The sequence below is a fragment of the Microbacterium sp. zg.B48 genome, assembly GCF_024623505.1.
Classification (GTDB): domain Bacteria; phylum Actinomycetota; class Actinomycetes; order Actinomycetales; family Microbacteriaceae; genus Microbacterium.
Genome location: NZ_JANJFE010000018.1, coordinates 128152 through 144887 on the forward strand (window position 1 = coordinate 128152; position 16736 = coordinate 144887).

The 16736-nt window shown below is 68.3% G+C and carries 19 protein-coding genes; 16 read left to right on the plus strand and 3 right to left on the minus strand.

Annotated features, from left to right (window positions below; translation table 11 throughout):
- Window position 1: 1 nt before the first annotated feature.
- Both cysK (NQ152_RS14530) and cysK (NQ152_RS14535) read right to left on the minus strand, forming a co-directional pair.
- Complete coding sequence (gene cysK, locus NQ152_RS14530; RefSeq protein WP_257524513.1) at window positions 2-952, minus strand: cysteine synthase A; 951 nt, start codon at window positions 950-952, stop codon at window positions 2-4.
- A 26-nt stretch (window positions 953-978) separates the two neighbouring features.
- Entirely contained in the window at window positions 979-1917 is a 939-nt protein-coding gene (gene cysK, locus NQ152_RS14535; protein ID WP_257524514.1) for a cysteine synthase A, read from the minus strand.
- Between the two features lie 124 nt (window positions 1918-2041).
- On the opposite strand from cysK (NQ152_RS14535), the gene prmC reads away from it, so the two are divergent.
- The 13 genes from prmC to NQ152_RS14600 all read left to right on the plus strand — a co-directional run bounded on the left by prmC (window position 2042) and on the right by NQ152_RS14600 (window position 13171).
- Window positions 2042-2923, plus strand: coding sequence for a peptide chain release factor N(5)-glutamine methyltransferase (gene prmC / locus NQ152_RS14540; RefSeq protein WP_257524515.1), 882 nt, complete (start codon window positions 2042-2044; stop codon window positions 2921-2923).
- 44 nt (window positions 2924-2967) lie between these two features.
- The gene (locus NQ152_RS14545; RefSeq protein WP_257524516.1) at window positions 2968-3762 is read left to right on the plus strand and encodes an L-threonylcarbamoyladenylate synthase; all 795 of its coding nucleotides are present in this window, start codon (window positions 2968-2970) and stop codon (window positions 3760-3762) included.
- Window positions 3759-4937, plus strand: a complete 1179-nt coding sequence (locus NQ152_RS14550) for an MraY family glycosyltransferase (protein WP_257502803.1) — start codon at window positions 3759-3761, stop codon at window positions 4935-4937. The genes NQ152_RS14545 and NQ152_RS14550 overlap by 4 nt, the downstream gene beginning before the upstream one ends.
- The gene (locus tag NQ152_RS14555; protein ID WP_257502802.1) at window positions 4934-5443 is read left to right on the plus strand and encodes a hypothetical protein; all 510 of its coding nucleotides are present in this window, start codon (window positions 4934-4936) and stop codon (window positions 5441-5443) included. The genes NQ152_RS14550 and NQ152_RS14555 overlap by 4 nt, the downstream gene beginning before the upstream one ends.
- Window positions 5444-5585: 142 nt before the next feature.
- Window positions 5586-6380, plus strand: a complete 795-nt coding sequence (gene atpB / locus NQ152_RS14560; RefSeq protein ID WP_257502801.1) for a F0F1 ATP synthase subunit A — start codon at window positions 5586-5588, stop codon at window positions 6378-6380.
- A 46-nt stretch (window positions 6381-6426) separates the two neighbouring features.
- Window positions 6427-6663, plus strand: coding sequence for an ATP synthase F0 subunit C (atpE, locus tag NQ152_RS14565; protein ID WP_257502800.1), 237 nt, complete (start codon window positions 6427-6429; stop codon window positions 6661-6663).
- A gap of 27 nt (window positions 6664-6690) precedes the next feature.
- The gene (locus NQ152_RS14570; RefSeq protein ID WP_257502799.1) at window positions 6691-7257 is read left to right on the plus strand and encodes a F0F1 ATP synthase subunit B; all 567 of its coding nucleotides are present in this window, start codon (window positions 6691-6693) and stop codon (window positions 7255-7257) included.
- Window positions 7257-8048, plus strand: coding sequence for a F0F1 ATP synthase subunit delta (locus NQ152_RS14575; RefSeq protein ID WP_257524517.1), 792 nt, complete (start codon window positions 7257-7259; stop codon window positions 8046-8048). The genes NQ152_RS14570 and NQ152_RS14575 overlap by 1 nt, the downstream gene beginning before the upstream one ends.
- Before the next feature lie 78 nt (window positions 8049-8126).
- The gene (atpA, locus tag NQ152_RS14580) at window positions 8127-9767 is read left to right on the plus strand and encodes a F0F1 ATP synthase subunit alpha (protein ID WP_257502797.1); all 1641 of its coding nucleotides are present in this window, start codon (window positions 8127-8129) and stop codon (window positions 9765-9767) included.
- An 18-nt stretch (window positions 9768-9785) separates the two neighbouring features.
- The gene (locus NQ152_RS14585; RefSeq protein ID WP_257502796.1) at window positions 9786-10682 is read left to right on the plus strand and encodes a F0F1 ATP synthase subunit gamma; all 897 of its coding nucleotides are present in this window, start codon (window positions 9786-9788) and stop codon (window positions 10680-10682) included.
- A 26-nt stretch (window positions 10683-10708) separates the two neighbouring features.
- Window positions 10709-12157, plus strand: a complete 1449-nt coding sequence (atpD, locus tag NQ152_RS14590) for a F0F1 ATP synthase subunit beta (RefSeq protein WP_257502795.1) — start codon at window positions 10709-10711, stop codon at window positions 12155-12157.
- 2 nt (window positions 12158-12159) lie between these two features.
- Window positions 12160-12420 carry a F0F1 ATP synthase subunit epsilon gene (locus tag NQ152_RS14595; RefSeq protein WP_257502794.1) on the plus strand — a complete coding sequence of 87 codons (261 nt, stop codon included), beginning with the start codon at window positions 12160-12162 and terminating at the stop codon, window positions 12418-12420.
- A 1-nt stretch (window position 12421) separates the two neighbouring features.
- On the plus strand, window positions 12422-13171 hold the full coding sequence (locus tag NQ152_RS14600) for a YaaA family protein (protein ID WP_257524518.1): 750 nt from the start codon (window positions 12422-12424) through the stop codon (window positions 13169-13171).
- 4 nt (window positions 13172-13175) lie between these two features.
- Here NQ152_RS14600 and NQ152_RS14605 read toward each other — a convergent pair whose 3' ends face one another.
- A complete protein-coding gene (locus tag NQ152_RS14605; RefSeq protein ID WP_257502792.1) occupies window positions 13176-13679 on the minus strand; it encodes a DUF4282 domain-containing protein in 504 nt (167 codons plus the stop codon).
- A gap of 174 nt (window positions 13680-13853) precedes the next feature.
- On the opposite strand from NQ152_RS14605, the gene NQ152_RS14610 reads away from it, so the two are divergent.
- From NQ152_RS14610 to NQ152_RS14620, 3 genes are all read left to right on the plus strand, one after another.
- Window positions 13854-14642 carry a DUF5684 domain-containing protein gene (locus tag NQ152_RS14610; protein ID WP_257524519.1) on the plus strand — a complete coding sequence of 263 codons (789 nt, stop codon included), beginning with the start codon at window positions 13854-13856 and terminating at the stop codon, window positions 14640-14642.
- A gap of 97 nt (window positions 14643-14739) precedes the next feature.
- Window positions 14740-15738 (plus strand): aldo/keto reductase, encoded by a 999-nt coding sequence (locus tag NQ152_RS14615; protein WP_257502789.1) that lies wholly within the window; start codon window positions 14740-14742, stop codon window positions 15736-15738.
- A gap of 167 nt (window positions 15739-15905) precedes the next feature.
- A complete protein-coding gene (locus NQ152_RS14620; RefSeq protein ID WP_257502788.1) occupies window positions 15906-16721 on the plus strand; it encodes a PP2C family serine/threonine-protein phosphatase in 816 nt (271 codons plus the stop codon).
- Window positions 16722-16736 lie beyond the last annotated feature (15 nt).

Consider the following 16736-nt stretch of genomic DNA (forward strand, 5'->3'; position numbering starts at 1 on the left):
CTCACTTCGCGGGCTCCGGATCGCGCAGGTGCTCGTAGAGCGCGGTGGAGAGGTATCGCTCTCCGGCGTCCGGGACGATCACGACGATGCGCTTCCCGTCCGCCTCCGGACGTGCTGCGATCTGCAGAGCCGCCCACACCGCGGCACCCGCCGACATGCCGGCCAGGATCCCCTCGCGGTTGGCCAGTTCCCGGGCGACCCGGATGGCGTCGTCGAACTCGACGTCGACGATCTCGTCGATGACCGAGCGGTCCAGCACGTCCGGGACGAAGTTCGGGCCGATGCCCTGGATGCGGTGCCCGCCCGCGCGACCCTCGCTCAGAACGGGCGAGTCCTTCGGCTCGACGACGACGATCTTGACGTCGGGATTGCGCTGCTTGAGCACCTGGCCGACACCGGTGACGGTGCCGCCGGTCCCGGAGCCGGCGACGAAGTAGTCCACGTCCCCGTCGGTGTCCCGCCAGATCTCCTCCGCCGTCGTGCGGCGGTGGATCTCGGCGTTCGCAGCGCTGTCGAACTGGCGGGCCAGGACCGCGCCGGCCGTCTCGGCAGCGATCCGTTCGGCGGTCGCGACGGCCTCGGTCATGCCCTTGTGCGGATCCGTCAGCACCAGCTGCGCACCGTACGCCTTCAGCAGGGTGCGGCGCTCCTTGGACATCGACGCCGGCATCGTGAGGATCACCTTGTACCCCCGGGCGGCGCCGATCAGGGCCAGCGAGATCCCGGTGTTGCCGCTGGTGGATTCGACGATGGTGCCGCCGGGCTGCAGTTCGCCCGAGGCCTCGAGGGCTTCGACGAGAGCGAAACCCAGGCGATCCTTGACGCTCGAGCCCGGGTTGTAGAACTCCAGCTTGGCCAGCACCTCGCCGCCCAGATCCTTCGTGAGCGCGTTCAGCCGCACCAACGGCGTATCGCCGAACGCGGAGGTGATGTCGGGGTGGATGCCGGGCACGGAACGCCCTTTCTGGAGGTGCGGGCTCAGTCTTCGCGAAGGTCTTCGTACAGCGCGGTCGAGAGGTAGCGCTCTCCGTAGGACGGGACGATCACGACGATGTTCTTTCCGGCGGCCTCGGGACGGGCGGCGACCTGCAGGGCGGCCCAGATCGCGGCGCCGGAGGAGATGCCCACCAGGATGCCGTCCTGGACGCCGACGGCACGCGCCGTCGCGATGGCGTCGGGGAATTCGACGTCGATGACCTCGTCGATGACGCTGCGGTCGAGGATCGGCGGGATGAAGTTCGCTCCGATGCCCTGGATCTTGTGCGGTCCGGCCGTGCCCTTGGTCAGAAGCGGGGAGTCCGCCGGCTCGACGGCGATCACCTTCGCAGCCGGCACGCGCTCCTTGAGCACCTGGCCCACCCCGGTGATCGTGCCGCCGGTGCCGATGCCGGCGACGAAATAGTCGACCTTGCCGTCGGTGTCGCGGATGATCTCCTCGGCGGTGGTGCGGCGGTGGATGGCGACGTTCGCCTCGTTCTCGAACTGCCGCGCCAGGAACGCGCCGGGGGTCTCCGCGACGATCTCCTCGGCCTTGGCCAGCGCACCTTTCATGCCGCCCGCAGGGTCGGTCAGGACAAGCTGCGCGCCGTACGCCTTCAGCAGCAGTCGGCGCTCCATCGACATCGACGAGGGCATGGCCAGGATGACCCGGTAGCCCCGGGCGGCGCCGACCATCGCCAGCGCGATGCCCGTGTTGCCGCTGGTCGCCTCGACGATGGTGCCGCCCGGGGGCAGCGCGCCGGACGCTTCGGCGGCGTCCACGATCGCGATGCCGATGCGGTCCTTGACGCTGGCCGCCGGGCTGTAGAACTCGAGCTTCGCGAGGACGACACCGTCGACGCCCTCGGCCACGCGGTTGAGGCGGACGAGCGGGGTGTCGCCGAACGCGGAGGTGATATCGGAGTGGATGCCGGACATGTCGGGCCTTTCACAGTGCCATCGTGTGCGCACCAGCCTACGGGGAGCAGGTGCGTCCGGGGCGATCCATGACGCCGGCGCCGGCCGGGACGCGACCTGGACCGGCATAGGCTGTATGCCGCTCATGTCCTCGCCCTCCGCTTCCGCCGCATCGCTCGCGGCTGCCCTCCGCAGCGCGACCGAGCGGCTCACGCGCGCCGGCATCGCGGACGCGTCGGTGGATGCCGAGCTGCTGGCGGCGCACATCCTGGGCACCGGCCGCGGAGCGGTCCAAGCGGCCGCGATCCGCGGCGACGCCATCGACGCGCAGGACGCCCGGCGTCTGGACGAGCTGGTCGCGCGACGGGAGACCCGGGAACCGCTCCAGCATCTGACCGGCGCCGCACCGTTCCGCCACCTCGAGCTGCGCGTCGGGCCCGGCGTCTTCGTCCCCCGGCCGGAGACGGAGATCGTGGCTCAGCTGGCGATCGACGCACTGTCGGCCGCGGCATCCCCGGCACCCATCGCCGTGGACCTGGGGACCGGCAGCGGTGCACTCGCCCTCGCGATGGCGACCGAGGTGCCGCACTCCCGTGTCTTCGCCGCCGAGAACTCCGTCGAGGCGTTCGTGTGGGCGAGGCAGAACTTCGCGCTGGTCGGCGCGGACAACGCGCGCGTCGCGTTCGTCGACATCGAGCGGGCCTTCCCGGAGCTGAACGGTCAGGTCTCCGTCGTTGCGTCCAACCCTCCCTACGTTCCGGATGCCGCGATCCCGCGCGACCCCGAGGTGCGACTGTTCGATCCCCCCGCCGCCCTGTACGGCGGAGCGGACGGACTGGACGTGGTCCGCGTGGTCAGTCGCGTCGGTCTGCGTCTGACGCATCCGGGCGGCAGCCTCGTGATCGAGCACGGCGAGTGGCAGGGCGCGGCTATCCGGGAGCTGCTCACCGCCGACGGCTGGCGAGCGGCCTCGACCCACCCCGACCTCACCTCGCGCGACCGCGCGACCACCGCGATCGCGCCCTGAGTCGGAGAGGCCCGCGACACCGGCCCGGCTAGACTGGCCCGGACATGTCCCCTGTATTCGACTGCCGTGACGAGGCGCAGCTGCTGGCCGGGATGCGCCAAGCGCGCCAGGCCATCGGCAGGGGCGAACTGGTCGTGCTCCCGACCGACACGGTCTACGGCGTCGCGGCGGACGCCTTCAGCGCCCGCGCGGTCCAGCGCCTGCTGGAAGCCAAGGGCCGTGGGCGTTCCTCGCCTCCGCCCGTGCTCGTGGCAGGCATCGCCACGCTGCGCGCCCTGGTGGCCGAGGTCCCGGCGCCGGTCGAACGGCTCGTGGAGGCGTTCTGGCCGGGCGGGCTGACGATCGTGCTGCCTGCGCAGCCGTCGCTGTCCTGGGACCTGGGCGACACGCAGGGCACCGTCGCGGTCCGGATGCCCGCCAACAACCTGGCCCTCGAGCTGCTGGAGGAGACTGGGCCGCTCGCGGTCTCCAGCGCCAACCTGACCGGAAAGCCCGCCGCGATCCTGGCCTGGGACGCGCAGAACATGCTCGGCGACAGCGTTGCGGTGTACCTCGACGGCGGGCCCTCCGCCACCGGCATCGCCTCGACCATCATCGATGCGACCAGCCTCGTCAGCGGCAGCACCGACGTGGAACCCGTGATCCGCGTCCTGCGCGAGGGGGCGATCGACCGGGCGGCCCTGCGCGAGATCGTCGGCGACCTGCTCGAGCCCGACCCCGTCCGCGAGCCGGACGACACGTTCATCCCGTCGCTGCCGGACGCCCCTGAGACCGTCGGCCCGGACGGCGGCCGGGGGGCAGGGGGTTCCGGGCTGAGCCCCGAACAGGGCAGCGCGTGAAGCAGTACATCTTCACCATCCTGTTCACGGCGGCCGTGACCCTGTCGCTGTCCTGGGCGGTGTGGCGACTGAGCCTGAAATACAAGCTGTATCCCGGCATCCGCGAGCGCGACGTCCACAAGACCCCGACGCCGCGCCTGGGCGGGGTGGCGATGTTCCTCGGCGTGGTGGCCGCGTTCGCCGTGTCCTCGCAGCATCCGTATTTCGCGATCTTCTGGGTGGACCCGGCTCCCGTCTACGCGATCCTCGGCGCTGCGCTTCTCATCGTCGTCGTCGGAGTGGCCGACGATCTGTGGGATCTGGACTGGATGATCAAGCTGGGTGCCCAGTTCCTCGCCGCCGGCATCATCGCGTGGTTCGGGCAGCTGCAGATCTTCTCACTGCCGATCGGCGGGCTGATCATCGGCTCCAGCTGGGTGAGCTTCACGCTCACCGTCTTCTCGATCGTCGTCGTCATGAACGCGGTCAACTTCATCGACGGGCTGGACGGCCTGGTAGCGGGCGTCTGCCTGATCGCGAACGTGGTGTTCTTCGCGTACTCGTACATCCTGGTCCGCGACACCGGGTCCAGCACCTACTTCAACCTCGCATCCTTCATTGCAGCCGTGCTGATCGGCGCGTGCATCGGGTTCCTGCCGCTGAACTGGAGCCCGGCGAAGCTGTTCATGGGCGACTCCGGTGCGCTTCTGCTCGGTCTGCTGATGGCCTGCTCGGCCATCGCGATCACCGGCCAGCTCGAACCGGCCGTGCTGGACCCCGAAGGGTTCGGCCGCTCACAGCTGCTCGGTGCCTTCATCCCGATCCTGCTGCCCGTGGTGGTGGTGCTGCTGCCACTGCTGGATTTCGGTCTGGCGGTGGTGCGCCGCATGGCCGCCGGCAAGTCCCCGTTCTCGCCCGACCGCAAGCACCTGCATCACCGGATGCTGGACATGGGCCACACCGACCGCGACGCGGTCCTGATCTTCTACGCGTGGACGGCGGTGTTCAGCCTCGCCGTGCTCCTGATGTACATCGGCACGCGGGAGAACTGGATCGGCCAGTACTGGATCGGCGTGGCCTTCGCCCTCGTCGGCGCCGCCGCCTGTCTCGTCGTCACCCTGCTGCCCACGTGGCGGCGCAAGCCCGCCGTCCTCGCCCCGAGCGATGACACCCCGACCCTGGAGGCCGCTCGATGAGTGCCCACACCGTTTCAAGCACACCGATCCTGCGCGCCACGCTGCTGTGGTCCGGGGTGGTCGCCGCGGTCCTCGCGGTCATCGGCGCGGTCGCCGGCTATCTCGCCGATGGGGTGACCGGCATGTGGAGCGCACTGATCGGCGTCCTGATCGCCGCCGTCTTCCTCGCGATCACCGGCGCCAGCATCCTGATCGCGAACCGCTGGTACGGCGATCCGCTCTATGTGCCGGTCTTCTTCGGGATCGTGCTGGGCGGCTGGATCCTCAAGCTGATCGTGTTCATCGTGGCACTCCTGGTCCTGCGCGGACAGCCGTGGATCAGCCCGGTGATCTTCTTCATCGCCGTCGTCGTCAGCGTGCTCGCCTCGCTCGTGGTCGATGTCATCGTGCTCACCAGAATGCGCGTCCCCACGGTCAGCGATGCGTCGCTGCCCACCGAGGTGGTCGACGAAACGGCGCCCCCGACGAAGTCGGCGACGCCGCGCACCCCGCCTGCGGATTCTTGAGCCCCGTTCGTTTGCTAGGGTAATAATGCGCCCGCCCACTCACCCGTGAGTGCTTGCGGAGTGACTCTCACCGACCATCGTCACAACGATTAATCTCGTTGCCCCGAAGCTGGAGCCAGCGCTGTTACTTCAAGCCGCGACCATGATCGCCACTGCAGTCGAATCGGACGATAGCGGTTTCCACGCGCCGTCGATCTGGGAATTCTTCCCCAACGCCATCCTCTTCGAGGGCACATGGTTCGAGCTGACCAGGATCAACCTGATCCAGATCCTCGCCACCGTCGCCATCGTCGTGATCTTCTGGCTCGGCACCCGCCGGATGAAGGTCGTGCCGGGACGGTTCCAGAGCCTCGTCGAGATGGGACTGGACTTCGTCCGCGTCAACATCGCGCACGACCTCCTCGGCAAGAAGGACGGGGATCGCTTCCTCCCCATTCTGACCACCATCTTCTTCATGATCCTGTTCATGAACCTGACCGGGATCATCCCGTTCCTGAACATCGCCGGAACGAGCATCATCGCGGTGCCGCTGCTGCTGGCGATCATCTCGTACGTCACGTTCATCTACGCCGGCGTCAAGAAGAGCCCCAAGAACTTCTTCAAGAACTCGCTGTTCCCCGCGGGTGTGCCGTGGCCGATCTACATCATCGTCACGCCGATCGAGTTCATCTCGACCTTCATCGTCCGGCCCGTCACGCTGACGCTCCGACTGCTGATGAACATGATGGTCGGCCACCTGCTGCTGGTGCTGTTCTTCGCAGCGACCCAGTTCTTCTTCTTCACGGCCGGAGGCTGGTGGTCGCTCCTCGGAGTCGGATCGCTCGCATTCGGATTCGTGTTCACCCTGTTCGAACTCCTGGTGGCAGTCCTCCAGGCGTACGTCTTCGCCCTCCTCACCGCGGTGTACATCCAGCTCGCGGTGGCGGAAGAGCACTGATCCCGGGTCGGCCCAGCCACCCGACAACCGAAAGGAAAACCAACTCGTGGACTCAACTACGGTTCTGGCCGAGGTCTCCGGCAGCATCGCGACCGTCGGATACGGCCTCGCCGCCATCGGGCCCGCCATCGGCGTCGGCATCGTCGTCGGCAAGACGATCGAGGGTGTCGCCCGTCAGCCTGAGCTCGCAGGTCGCCTGCAGGTGCTCATGTGGATCGGTATCGCCTTCACCGAGGCGCTCGCCTTCATCGGCATCGCCACAGCCTTCATCTTCGGCTACTGAACCTCGACGACGACTTAAGGAGACAGGATGCTGAACGCTCTTGTCACATTCGCCGCAGAGGGAGGCGAGGCTGAGCCGAGCCCTCTGCTGCCGGCGATCTATGACATCGTCTGGTCGGCGGTGTGCTTCATCGTCATCCTCTTCATCTTCTGGAAGGTCGCCCTTCCCCGGATGAAGAAGCTGCTCGACGAACGCGCAGCCGCGATCGAAGGCAACATCGAGATGGCAGCCGAGGCGCAGAGCAAGGCTGAGGCCGCGCTCGAGGCCTACACTGCCCAGCTCGCCGGTGCCCGCACCGAGGCCGGGGAGATCCGCGAAGCCGCCCGCGAGGACGGCAGGAAGATCCTCACCGAGGCGAAGGAAGCAGCATCCTCCGAGGCGGCCCGCATCGCTGCGAGTGCGCGTGCGCAGATCGAGGCGGAGCGCCAGTCGGCGTTCGTGTCGCTGCGTTCCGAGGTCGGAACCCTCGCGCTCGACCTCGCCGGCGGTGTCATCGGGGAGACCCTCTCCGACGACGCCAAGGCACAGTCCGTCGTGGACCGCTTCCTCGCCGAGCTCGAGGCGTCCGAGACCGCTCAGAAGGCGTCGAGCTAATGGGCAGCGCGACCACTCAGGCCACTGCGGCAGCGACGGCGGCGCTGGCCGCCGTACCCGCCGTCGACATCGACACCGCCCGCGAGCTGTTCGCGGCGGCGCATGCCGTCGGGGACTCGCCGCAGCTGAGCGGCGCGCTGGCCGATTCGTCCGCGGCCGACTCGGCGCGCTCGAATGTCGTGGCGGCCGTGTTCGGCCCGATCTTCCAGCCGGCCACGGTCACCCTGCTGCAGACGATCGTCGCTTCGCGCTGGTCCTCGGCATCCGATCTGGTGGACGGAATCGAAGAGCTCGCCATCCGCGCCGCCTCGCTCGCCGAGCCCGACGCTGACGTCGAGGGCGATCTGTTCCGGCTGTCCCGCCTGGTGGCGGAGAACCCCGAGCTCGAGCTCGCACTGGGCAGTCGCCTGGGTGACGAGTCGGCCAAGGGCGCCTTGATCGAGTCGCTGCTCGCGGGTCGTGCGAGTACGGCGGCGACGCTGATCGCGGCCTCCCTCGTCCAGCAGCAGCGCGAGCGCCGGGTCCGGCAGCTGCTGAACAGCGCGATGGATCTGGTTGCAGACCAGCGGGGGCGCACGGTGGCAACCGTCGTCGCGGCGCGGCCGCTCAGCCAGGCGCAGTCCGAGCGCCTGATCGCACTGCTGTCCCAGCGTTACGGCACCACCGTCTCGCTGAACACGGTGATCGACCCCACGGTCGTCGGCGGCCTGCGCGTGCAGATCGCGGACGACGTGATCGATGCGAGCGTCGCGGCACGACTCGCCGACCTGCGCCAGCGACTGGCTGGCTAGATAAGACTTCCCGCGCTGCTTCGAGCCCGAAGCCGCACGGAGATTTGAGGCTCCGGCCTCACCGAACGAAGGAACACCATGGCAGATATCTCAATCAGCCCCGACGCCATTCGCGACGCGCTGAAGGACTTCGTCGCCGCGTATGAGCCCACGGGCGCGGCGGCGACCGAGGTCGGCACCGTCGTGGACGCAGCGGACGGCATCGCGCACCTCGAAGGCCTTCCGGGCGTCATGGCGAACGAGCTCGTCCGGTTCGCCGACGGCACCTCCGGTCTCGCACTGAACCTGGACGAGCACGAGGTCGGCGTCGTCGTCCTCGGGGAGTTCTCGGGCATCGAGGCCGGTCAGGAAGTCACCCGCACCGGCGAGGTCCTCTCCGTCGCAGTGGGCGACGGGTACCTCGGTCGCGTCGTCGACCCGCTCGGAAACCCCATCGACGGCCTCGGCGCCGTCGCGACGGAAGGTCGCCGGGCGCTCGAGCTGCAGGCCCCGGGCGTCATGCAGCGCAAGAGCGTGCACGAGCCCATGCAGACGGGCATCAAGGCGATCGACGCCATGATCCCGGTCGGCCGCGGTCAGCGTCAGCTGATCATCGGCGACCGCCAGACCGGCAAGACGGCCATCGCGATCGACACGATCATCAACCAGAAGGCCAACTGGGAATCCGGCGACGTCCAGAAGCAGGTCCGCTGCATCTACGTCGCTATCGGCCAGAAGGGCTCGACCATCGCGGCCGTCAAGGGCGCCCTGGAAGATGCCGGTGCGATGGAGTACACGACCATCGTCGCGGCTCCGGCATCCGACCCGGCCGGCTTCAAGTACCTGGCGCCGTACACCGGCTCGGCCATCGGCCAGCACTGGATGTACGACGGCAAGCACGTGCTGATCATCTTCGACGACCTCACCAAGCAGGCCGAGGCGTACCGTGCCGTGTCGCTGCTGCTGCGCCGCCCGCCGGGCCGCGAAGCGTACCCCGGTGACGTGTTCTATCTGCACTCCCGTCTGCTGGAGCGCTGTGCGAAGCTCTCCGACGAGCTGGGCGCCGGATCGATGACCGGTCTGCCGATCATCGAGACGAAGGCCAACGACGTGTCGGCCTACATCCCGACCAACGTCATCTCGATCACCGACGGTCAGATCTTCCTCCAGTCCGACCTGTTCAACGCCAACCAGCGTCCCGCGGTCGACGTGGGCATCTCGGTCTCCCGCGTGGGCGGTGACGCTCAGGTCAAGTCCATCAAGAAGGTCTCCGGCACGCTCAAGCTCGAGCTGGCCCAGTACCGCTCGCTCGAGGCGTTCGCGATGTTCGCCAGCGACCTGGACGCCGCATCGCGTCGTCAGCTGGCCCGCGGGGCCCGACTGACCGAGCTGCTCAAGCAGCCGCAGTACTCGCCGTACCCCGTGGAGGAGCAGGTCGTCTCGATCTGGACCGGCACGAACGGCAAGCTGGACACCATCGAGGTCGAGGACGTGCTGCGGTTCGAGCGCGACCTGCTGGACCACGTCCGCCGCAACACGACGATCCTCGATCGCCTGCGCGAGACGAACGTGCTCGACGACGACACCGCGAGCGAGCTCGGCCGCGTTGTGGACGAGTTCACGCTGCAGTTCCAGGGCGGCAGCGGTCAGCACATCGACAACCCCGGCCACGAGGAATTCAAGGCCGCCGAGGTTGAGGACGTCAACCAGGAGCAGATCGTCAAGGGCCGCCGCAAGTAGCGGCGGCAGACACGGACTATGGGCGCACAACTGAGGGTCTACAAGCAGAAGATCAGCACTGCTCAGACGACCAAGAAGATCACCAAGGCGATGGAGCTCATCGCTGCATCGCGGATCCAGAAGGCGATGGCGCGCGTGCGCGCCTCGGCGCCGTTCGCGCGCGCTGTGACGCGGGCGGTTTCGGCCGTGGCCACGCACTCCAACATCGATCACCCGCTGACGACCGCGCGGGACGTGAAGTCCTCCGCGGTCGTGATCTTCGCGTCGGACCGCGGCCTGGCCGGCGCGTTCAACTCGCAGATCATGCGCGAGGGCCTGGAGCTGGCGACGCTGCTGCAGTCGCAGGGCAAGGAAGTGACCTATTACCTCGTCGGTCGCAAGGCGGTCGCCTTCTTCCAGTTCCGCCGCATCAAGAGCGAGGCCGAGTGGACCGGCGACACCGACACCCCTGAGTTCCGCTTCGCGGAGCAGATCTCCGGCACGCTGCTGGAGGCCTTCGAGCGGGGTTCGGAGCAGGGCGGCGTCGACGAGATCCATCTGGTCTACAACCGCTTCGTCAGCATGATGACGCAGACGCCCGAAACCGTGCGTCTGCTGCCCCTCGAGGTCGTCGAGGCCAGCGAGTCGCAGGCGGACGTGCAGGCATTCCCGCTCTACGAGTTCGAGCCGGATGCCGCGACCGTCCTGGACGCGCTCCTGCCGGTGTACATCCAGAGCCGCATCTTCAACGCCCTCCTGCAGTCCTCGGCTGCCAAGCACGCCGCTACGCAGAAGGCGATGAAGTCGGCCAGCGACAACGCCGACAAGCTCATCACCGACTACACCCGCCTGCGCAACAACGCGCGTCAGGCGGAGATCACCCAGCAGATCGCCGAGATCGTCGGCGGGGCCGACGCCCTGTCGTCGGCGAAGTAGAAACCACTCCGAAAGAGAAGAAGACAATGACCCCCACCGCTACCGCCGAACAGACCTTGGTCATCGGGCGCGTTGCGCGCGTCACCGGTCCGGTCGTCGACATCGAGTTCCCGCACGACTCGCTTCCCGACATCTACAACGCGCTCAAGACGACGATCACCATCGGCGACGAGTCGAACGAGATCACGCTCGAGGTCGCGCAGCACCTCGGCGACGACCTCGTTCGCGCGATCGCCCTGAAGCCCACCGACGGCGTCGTCCGCGGCCAGGAAGTGCGCGACACCGGCGGCCCGATCACCGTGCCCGTCGGCGACGTCACCAAGGGCAAGGTGTTCAACGTCATCGGCGAGGTCCTCAACGCCAAGCCGGGCGAGCAGATCGAGATCACCGAGCGCTGGGGCATCCACCGCAAGGCGCCCAGCTTCGACCTCCTCGAGTCCAAGACGCAGATGTTCGAGACCGGCATCAAGGTCATCGACCTGCTCACGCCGTACGTGCTGGGTGGGAAGATCGGCCTGTTCGGAGGCGCCGGAGTCGGCAAGACCGTCCTCATCCAGGAGATGATCCAGCGCGTCGCGCAGGATCACGGTGGCGTGTCCGTGTTCGCCGGTGTCGGTGAGCGCACGCGTGAGGGCAACGACCTGATCCACGAGATGGAGGAGGCCGGCGTCTTCGACAAGACCGCGCTGGTCTTCGGCCAGATGGACGAGCCGCCCGGGACGCGCCTGCGCGTGGCCCTGTCCGCCCTGACGATGGCGGAGTACTTCCGCGACGTCCAGGGCCAGGACGTGCTGCTGTTCATCGACAACATCTTCCGCTTCACTCAGGCCGGTTCCGAGGTCTCGACCCTGCTGGGCCGCATGCCGTCCGCGGTGGGCTACCAGCCGAACCTCGCCGACGAGATGGGTGTGCTCCAGGAGCGCATCACCTCCACGCGCGGTCACTCGATCACGTCGCTGCAGGCCATCTACGTCCCCGCGGACGACTACACCGACCCGGCGCCGGCGACCACCTTCGCCCACCTCGACGCAACCACCGAGCTGTCGCGTGAGATCGCGTCCAAGGGCCTGTACCCGGCCGTGGACCCGCTGACCTCGACGAGCCGCATCCTGGATCCGCGCTACATCGGCGCCGACCACTACCGGGTGGCGACCGCCGTCAAGCAGATCCTCCAGAAGAACAAGGAGCTGCAGGAGATCATCGCGATCCTCGGTGTGGACGAGCTGTCCGAAGAGGACAAGGTCGTCGTCTCGCGTGCGCGTCGCATCCAGCAGTTCCTCTCGCAGAACACCTACATGGCGAAGAAGTTCACGGGCGTCGAGGGTTCGACCGTTCCGATCGCCGAGACGATCGAGTCGTTCGACGCGATCGTGAAGGGTGATTTCGACCACGTGGCCGAGCAGGCGTTCTTCAACGTCGGCGGCATCTCGGACGTCGAGGAGAACTGGGCTCGTATCCAGAAGGAGAACGGCTGATCATGGCGCTCACCGTCAACCTCGTCGCGGCCGACCACGAGGTCTGGTCCGGCGAGGCGAGCCTCGTCGTGGCCAGGACCGTCCTCGGCGAGATCGGCATCATGACCGGTCACGAGCCCATCCTGGGTGTGCTCGCGGCCGGCGAGGTGCGCATCACGCTCGAAGACGGCAACAAGATCGTCGCCAACGCACAGGACGGCTTCCTCTCCGTCGAGAACGACGTCGTCACCATCGTCGCGGGCAACGCGGCGATCATGCGGTAGCTTGCTCGTTCTGCTGCCCCCCTCCGAGACCAAGCGGTCCGGAGGGGGTTCGGCGTCTCTGGACCTGGAGGCCCTCGCCCTGCCCGGACTGCGTCCGCAGCGCGAACTGGTCCTCGACGCTCTCATTTCGCTGTCGGCCGATGCCGCGGCGGCGGCGCGCGCGCTCGGCCTCGGAGCCACGCAGCACCACGAGGTCGCACGCAACGCCGTCTTGCGCTCCGCACCCACGATGCCGGCCATCGACCGCTACACCGGGGTGCTCTACGACGCGCTGGACGCGGCATCCCTGGACCCCCCGGCCCGGCGCTGGCTCGGAGCGAACACGCTCATCCACACCGCGCCGCTCGGACCGGTCGGCGCGCTGGATCGCATTCCGGCGTACCGGCTCGGAGCCGGCGTCTCGCTGCCGGGCGCGCCGCCGCTGCGACGGGTCTGGGCGGATGCGGTGACTGCGGCGCTGAGCGCATCACCCTCGCGCTTCGTGCTCGACCTGCGCTCGGAGGCCTACGTCGCGCTGGGACCCGTGCCGGCATCGCTCCCGTCGGTGTACGTGCGCGTGGTCAGCGAAGGGCCCGAGGGTACCGTGCGCGCACTGAACCACTTCAACAAGCACGCGAAGGGTGCACTGGTGCGCGCGCTGGCGGACAGCCGCCCGCGGATCGGCTCGGTGCGCGCGTTCAGCCGCTGGGCGGATGCCGCCGGCCTGAGGACCCGCTCAGGCAGAACGGGCGAACTCCAGCTGTTCGCCTGAGGGGTCAGCGCCGCAGGGTGTCCCGGGTGTTCTCCGCCGTGCGCTCGGTGTTCTCGGCGATCGCGATCAGCGCGACGACCGCCTCGATCACGAAGCGGAGCACGACGACCGCCAGGAACGTCACGATCGGGACGATGATGAGCGTCGCCACGATCAGTGAGATCCCGGCACCGACGTTGAAGAACAGCGCGGAGATGCCGTTGACCAGCCCGGTGACGAAGTAGACGATGAAGCCGATGGCGATCGCGACGAGCCCGACGAGATAGAACACGCTCGCCAGGCGGCGTGTGATGAACGTCCGGAACGACAGGTCGAAGAGGGCTCGGAAGAACCCCCGGCTCACGTCGTCGAACTCTCCGCCGAGGGAGCTCGGCACGCCGGTGTCGTCCGGGTCTGCCCCTGGATCGTAGGTCGGCGAGGCGGTCGTGACCGGTTCCGCCGCGCGTGCGGCCTGGGCGGCGGGCTGGCTGGGAAGCGGTGGGGGCGTGGGGGTGGTCGAGTCGGTCATGTGGGTCCTTCCACGTCGTCTGGGGGTCCCCGCAAGGCTAGCGACCGGCGACACGTGTGGCGAGTATCGACCAATGCCTGCGCGGTCACCCCCGCCGTCGCTAGCATGTGACCAGCAGGGCGGATGCCTCGCCGACGTGGTGCACGTCGTCGTTCGTCTCTGGGAAGGACGCTCATGTACGACTATCCCGACGGGTCCCTGATCGCGATCTGGGCCGCTTTCGCATTCTTCTGGGTGATTTTCGCGCTCGGCTTCTACATTCTCAGTTCCATCTTCCTGATGAAGATCTTCGATAAAGCGGGCGTGCAGGGCAGGTGGCGGGCGTGGGTGCCCGTCTACAACACGATGGTCTTCAGCAAGCTCGGAGACCTGAGTCCCTGGTTGATCCTGATCGCGATCGGCGCATCGATCCTGCTCGGCTGGATTCCGGTGCTCGGCTGGCTGGTCGGCCTGGCGACCCTCGCAGTGACTCTGCTGGCCGCGTGGCGGGTGGGACTGAAGCTGCAGAAGGAGCCGGTCTGGCTGATCCTCTACTTCTTCCTGAGCATCGTGTGGCTGGGTATCCTCGCCTTCGACAGGTCGCGCTGGAACCCGGCCGTGCCCCCCGCGCCGTGGGCGAACAACTCGTTCCTCGCCGACCGTACGGTCTGGGCCGGAGTCCCGAACCAGACACCGGTGGGCGGTTACCAGTCCGCAGGCATGCAGTATCCCGCCCCCGGGGCCTACCCGCCGCCGCCGCCGGCAGGCTACGCGCCGCCGCCGCCGGCAGGGTACGCGCCCCCGCCGCCGCCCGCCGGGTACGCGCCGCCTCCGGCCCCTCCCGGCTACACGCCGCCCCCGGCGCCCCCGGCCGCGGGGCCGTCCGCCCCGGAACCGCCCGCTGCCCCGCCTGCGGCGCCCGAGCCGCCGGCCGCGCCCGAGCCGCCCACGACGCCCCCCGCGCCGGAACGCCCGCAGGGCTAGCGCCCGCGCGTCTGGCGGAAGCCCCCACCGTCGGTGGGGGCTTCCGCTGCCGCCGGCGGTGACGCCGACCGCTGTGCAGCGGCGTTAGCGTGGAGGGATGAGTTCGCCAGACAGCACCCTGCCCCACCGCCGCGTCGGCGCATCCGGCCTCCTCGTCTCCGCGGTCGGTCTCGGCTGCAACAACTTCGGCAGACCCGGTACGAACACACAGACCCTGGAAGGCACCGCGGAGGTGCTGGAGGCTGCTCTCGATGCGGGGATCACCTTCCTGGACACCGCCGACATGTATGGCGCCGAGCCGGGTCTGAGTGAAACGCTGATGGGTCGCGCGCTCGAAGGACGCCGCGACCGCGTGGTGCTGGCCACCAAGTTCGGTCATCCCGGGCGTGACATGGGCTACGCGACCACGGCGGCCAAGGGCTCCCGGTCCTACGTGCGCACGGCCGTCGAAGCATCGCTGACCCGGCTGCGCACGGACTGGATCGACCTGTACCAGCTGCATGTGCCGGACGCCGGCACGCCGATCGCCGAGACCATCTCCGTCCTGGATGACCTCGTCCGGGAGGGGAAGATCCGCTACTACGGCCACTCGAATCTGGCCGGCTGGCAGATCGCGGAGGCGGATTTCACCGCGCCCGATCGCGGCACCGGCTTCATCTCCGCGCAGAACCATTACAGCCTGCTCGCGCGTGCCGCCGAGCGAGAGGTGCTCCCGGCTGTGGAGCGGTTCGGCGTGGGGTTCTTCCCGTTCTTCCCGCTGCACAACGGGCTGCTGACCGGGAAGTTCACGCGCGAGGGCGGCCCCGCCGGCAGTCGCATCATGATGCAGCGCAGGCACGTCTGGGAGGAGGCCCCGTGGGACGCGCTGGAGCAGTACCAGGGCTTCTGCGACCAGCGCGGCATCTCGATGCTGGAGGCGACCTTCGGCTGGATGCTGTCACGCCCGGCGCTCAGCAGCGTCATCGCCGGCGCGACCAGCGCCGAGCAGGTCCGCGCCAATGCGGCCGCCGCAGCCGCGTGGTCGCCGTCGGCCGAGGATCTCGAGACGATCGACGCGCTGTTCCCGCTTCCAGAAGACCCGGCAGCCCGCGTCTAGCCGGGCATGTTCGCTATCAGCGAACACACTGCCGAGGATGCGGCCGCCGACGTGTGGAGCGACCAGCGCAACCGGGCAGCGTGGGGGAGTCCAGTAGGATGTGAGCACGTCGATGAGACCAAGACCGGTCATGTCGCCGCCGATGTCGGCTAACGGGAGGACAGGGCGTGCCCGAAGTATCCACCCACTTCCAATCGGTGTCGGTGGCGAGCGGGACGATCGAATTGACCTGGGCGGGCGCGACCCACACCGGCCGCAGACGTGAGGTCAACCAGGACGCCCTGCTGACCAGCTACCCGCTCTTCATCGTGGCCGACGGCATGGGCGGGCACATCGGCGGTGAGATCGCCAGTGCCAGCACGGTCGATCGCCTGGGCGGTGTCGTCACAGCGGGGGCGGTCACCCCGAAGACGATCGAGAAGGCGCTGTCGCGCGCGGTCAAGGACATCGCCTCGCACCCGGAGACCACCGACGACGGCACCGGCACGACGCTGACCGGCGTGTACCTCGACGTCAACGAAGATCCGCCGCACTGGGTCACTCTGAACATCGGCGATTCCCGCGTGTATCTGTTCCGTGACGGCGTGATCGAGCAGATCACGACCGACCACTCCGTCGTTCAAGAGCTCATCGCCGCCGGGCGGCTCAGTCCGGAAGAGGCCGAGAACCATCCGTACGGCAACGTCATCACTCGCGCCGTCGGCCCGAGCGAGAGCGTCTCTCCTGACTATGTCCGACTGGACGTACTGGATGGCGACCGGTTCGTGATCTGCTCGGACGGTCTGACGAAGGAACTGACGGACTACGGCATCCAGCATTTCCTGACGGAGAACGCCGACCCCGCCGATGCCGTGAACGCGATGCTCGATGCCGCACTCGAGAACGGCGGTCGCGACAACATCACCGTCATCGTCCTGGACGTCGCATGGGGCAGCCAGGATACGCCCGGCTCCGCGACCGACACGGCCTCCTCCCCAGCCTGAGCCGGGCTGGACTCA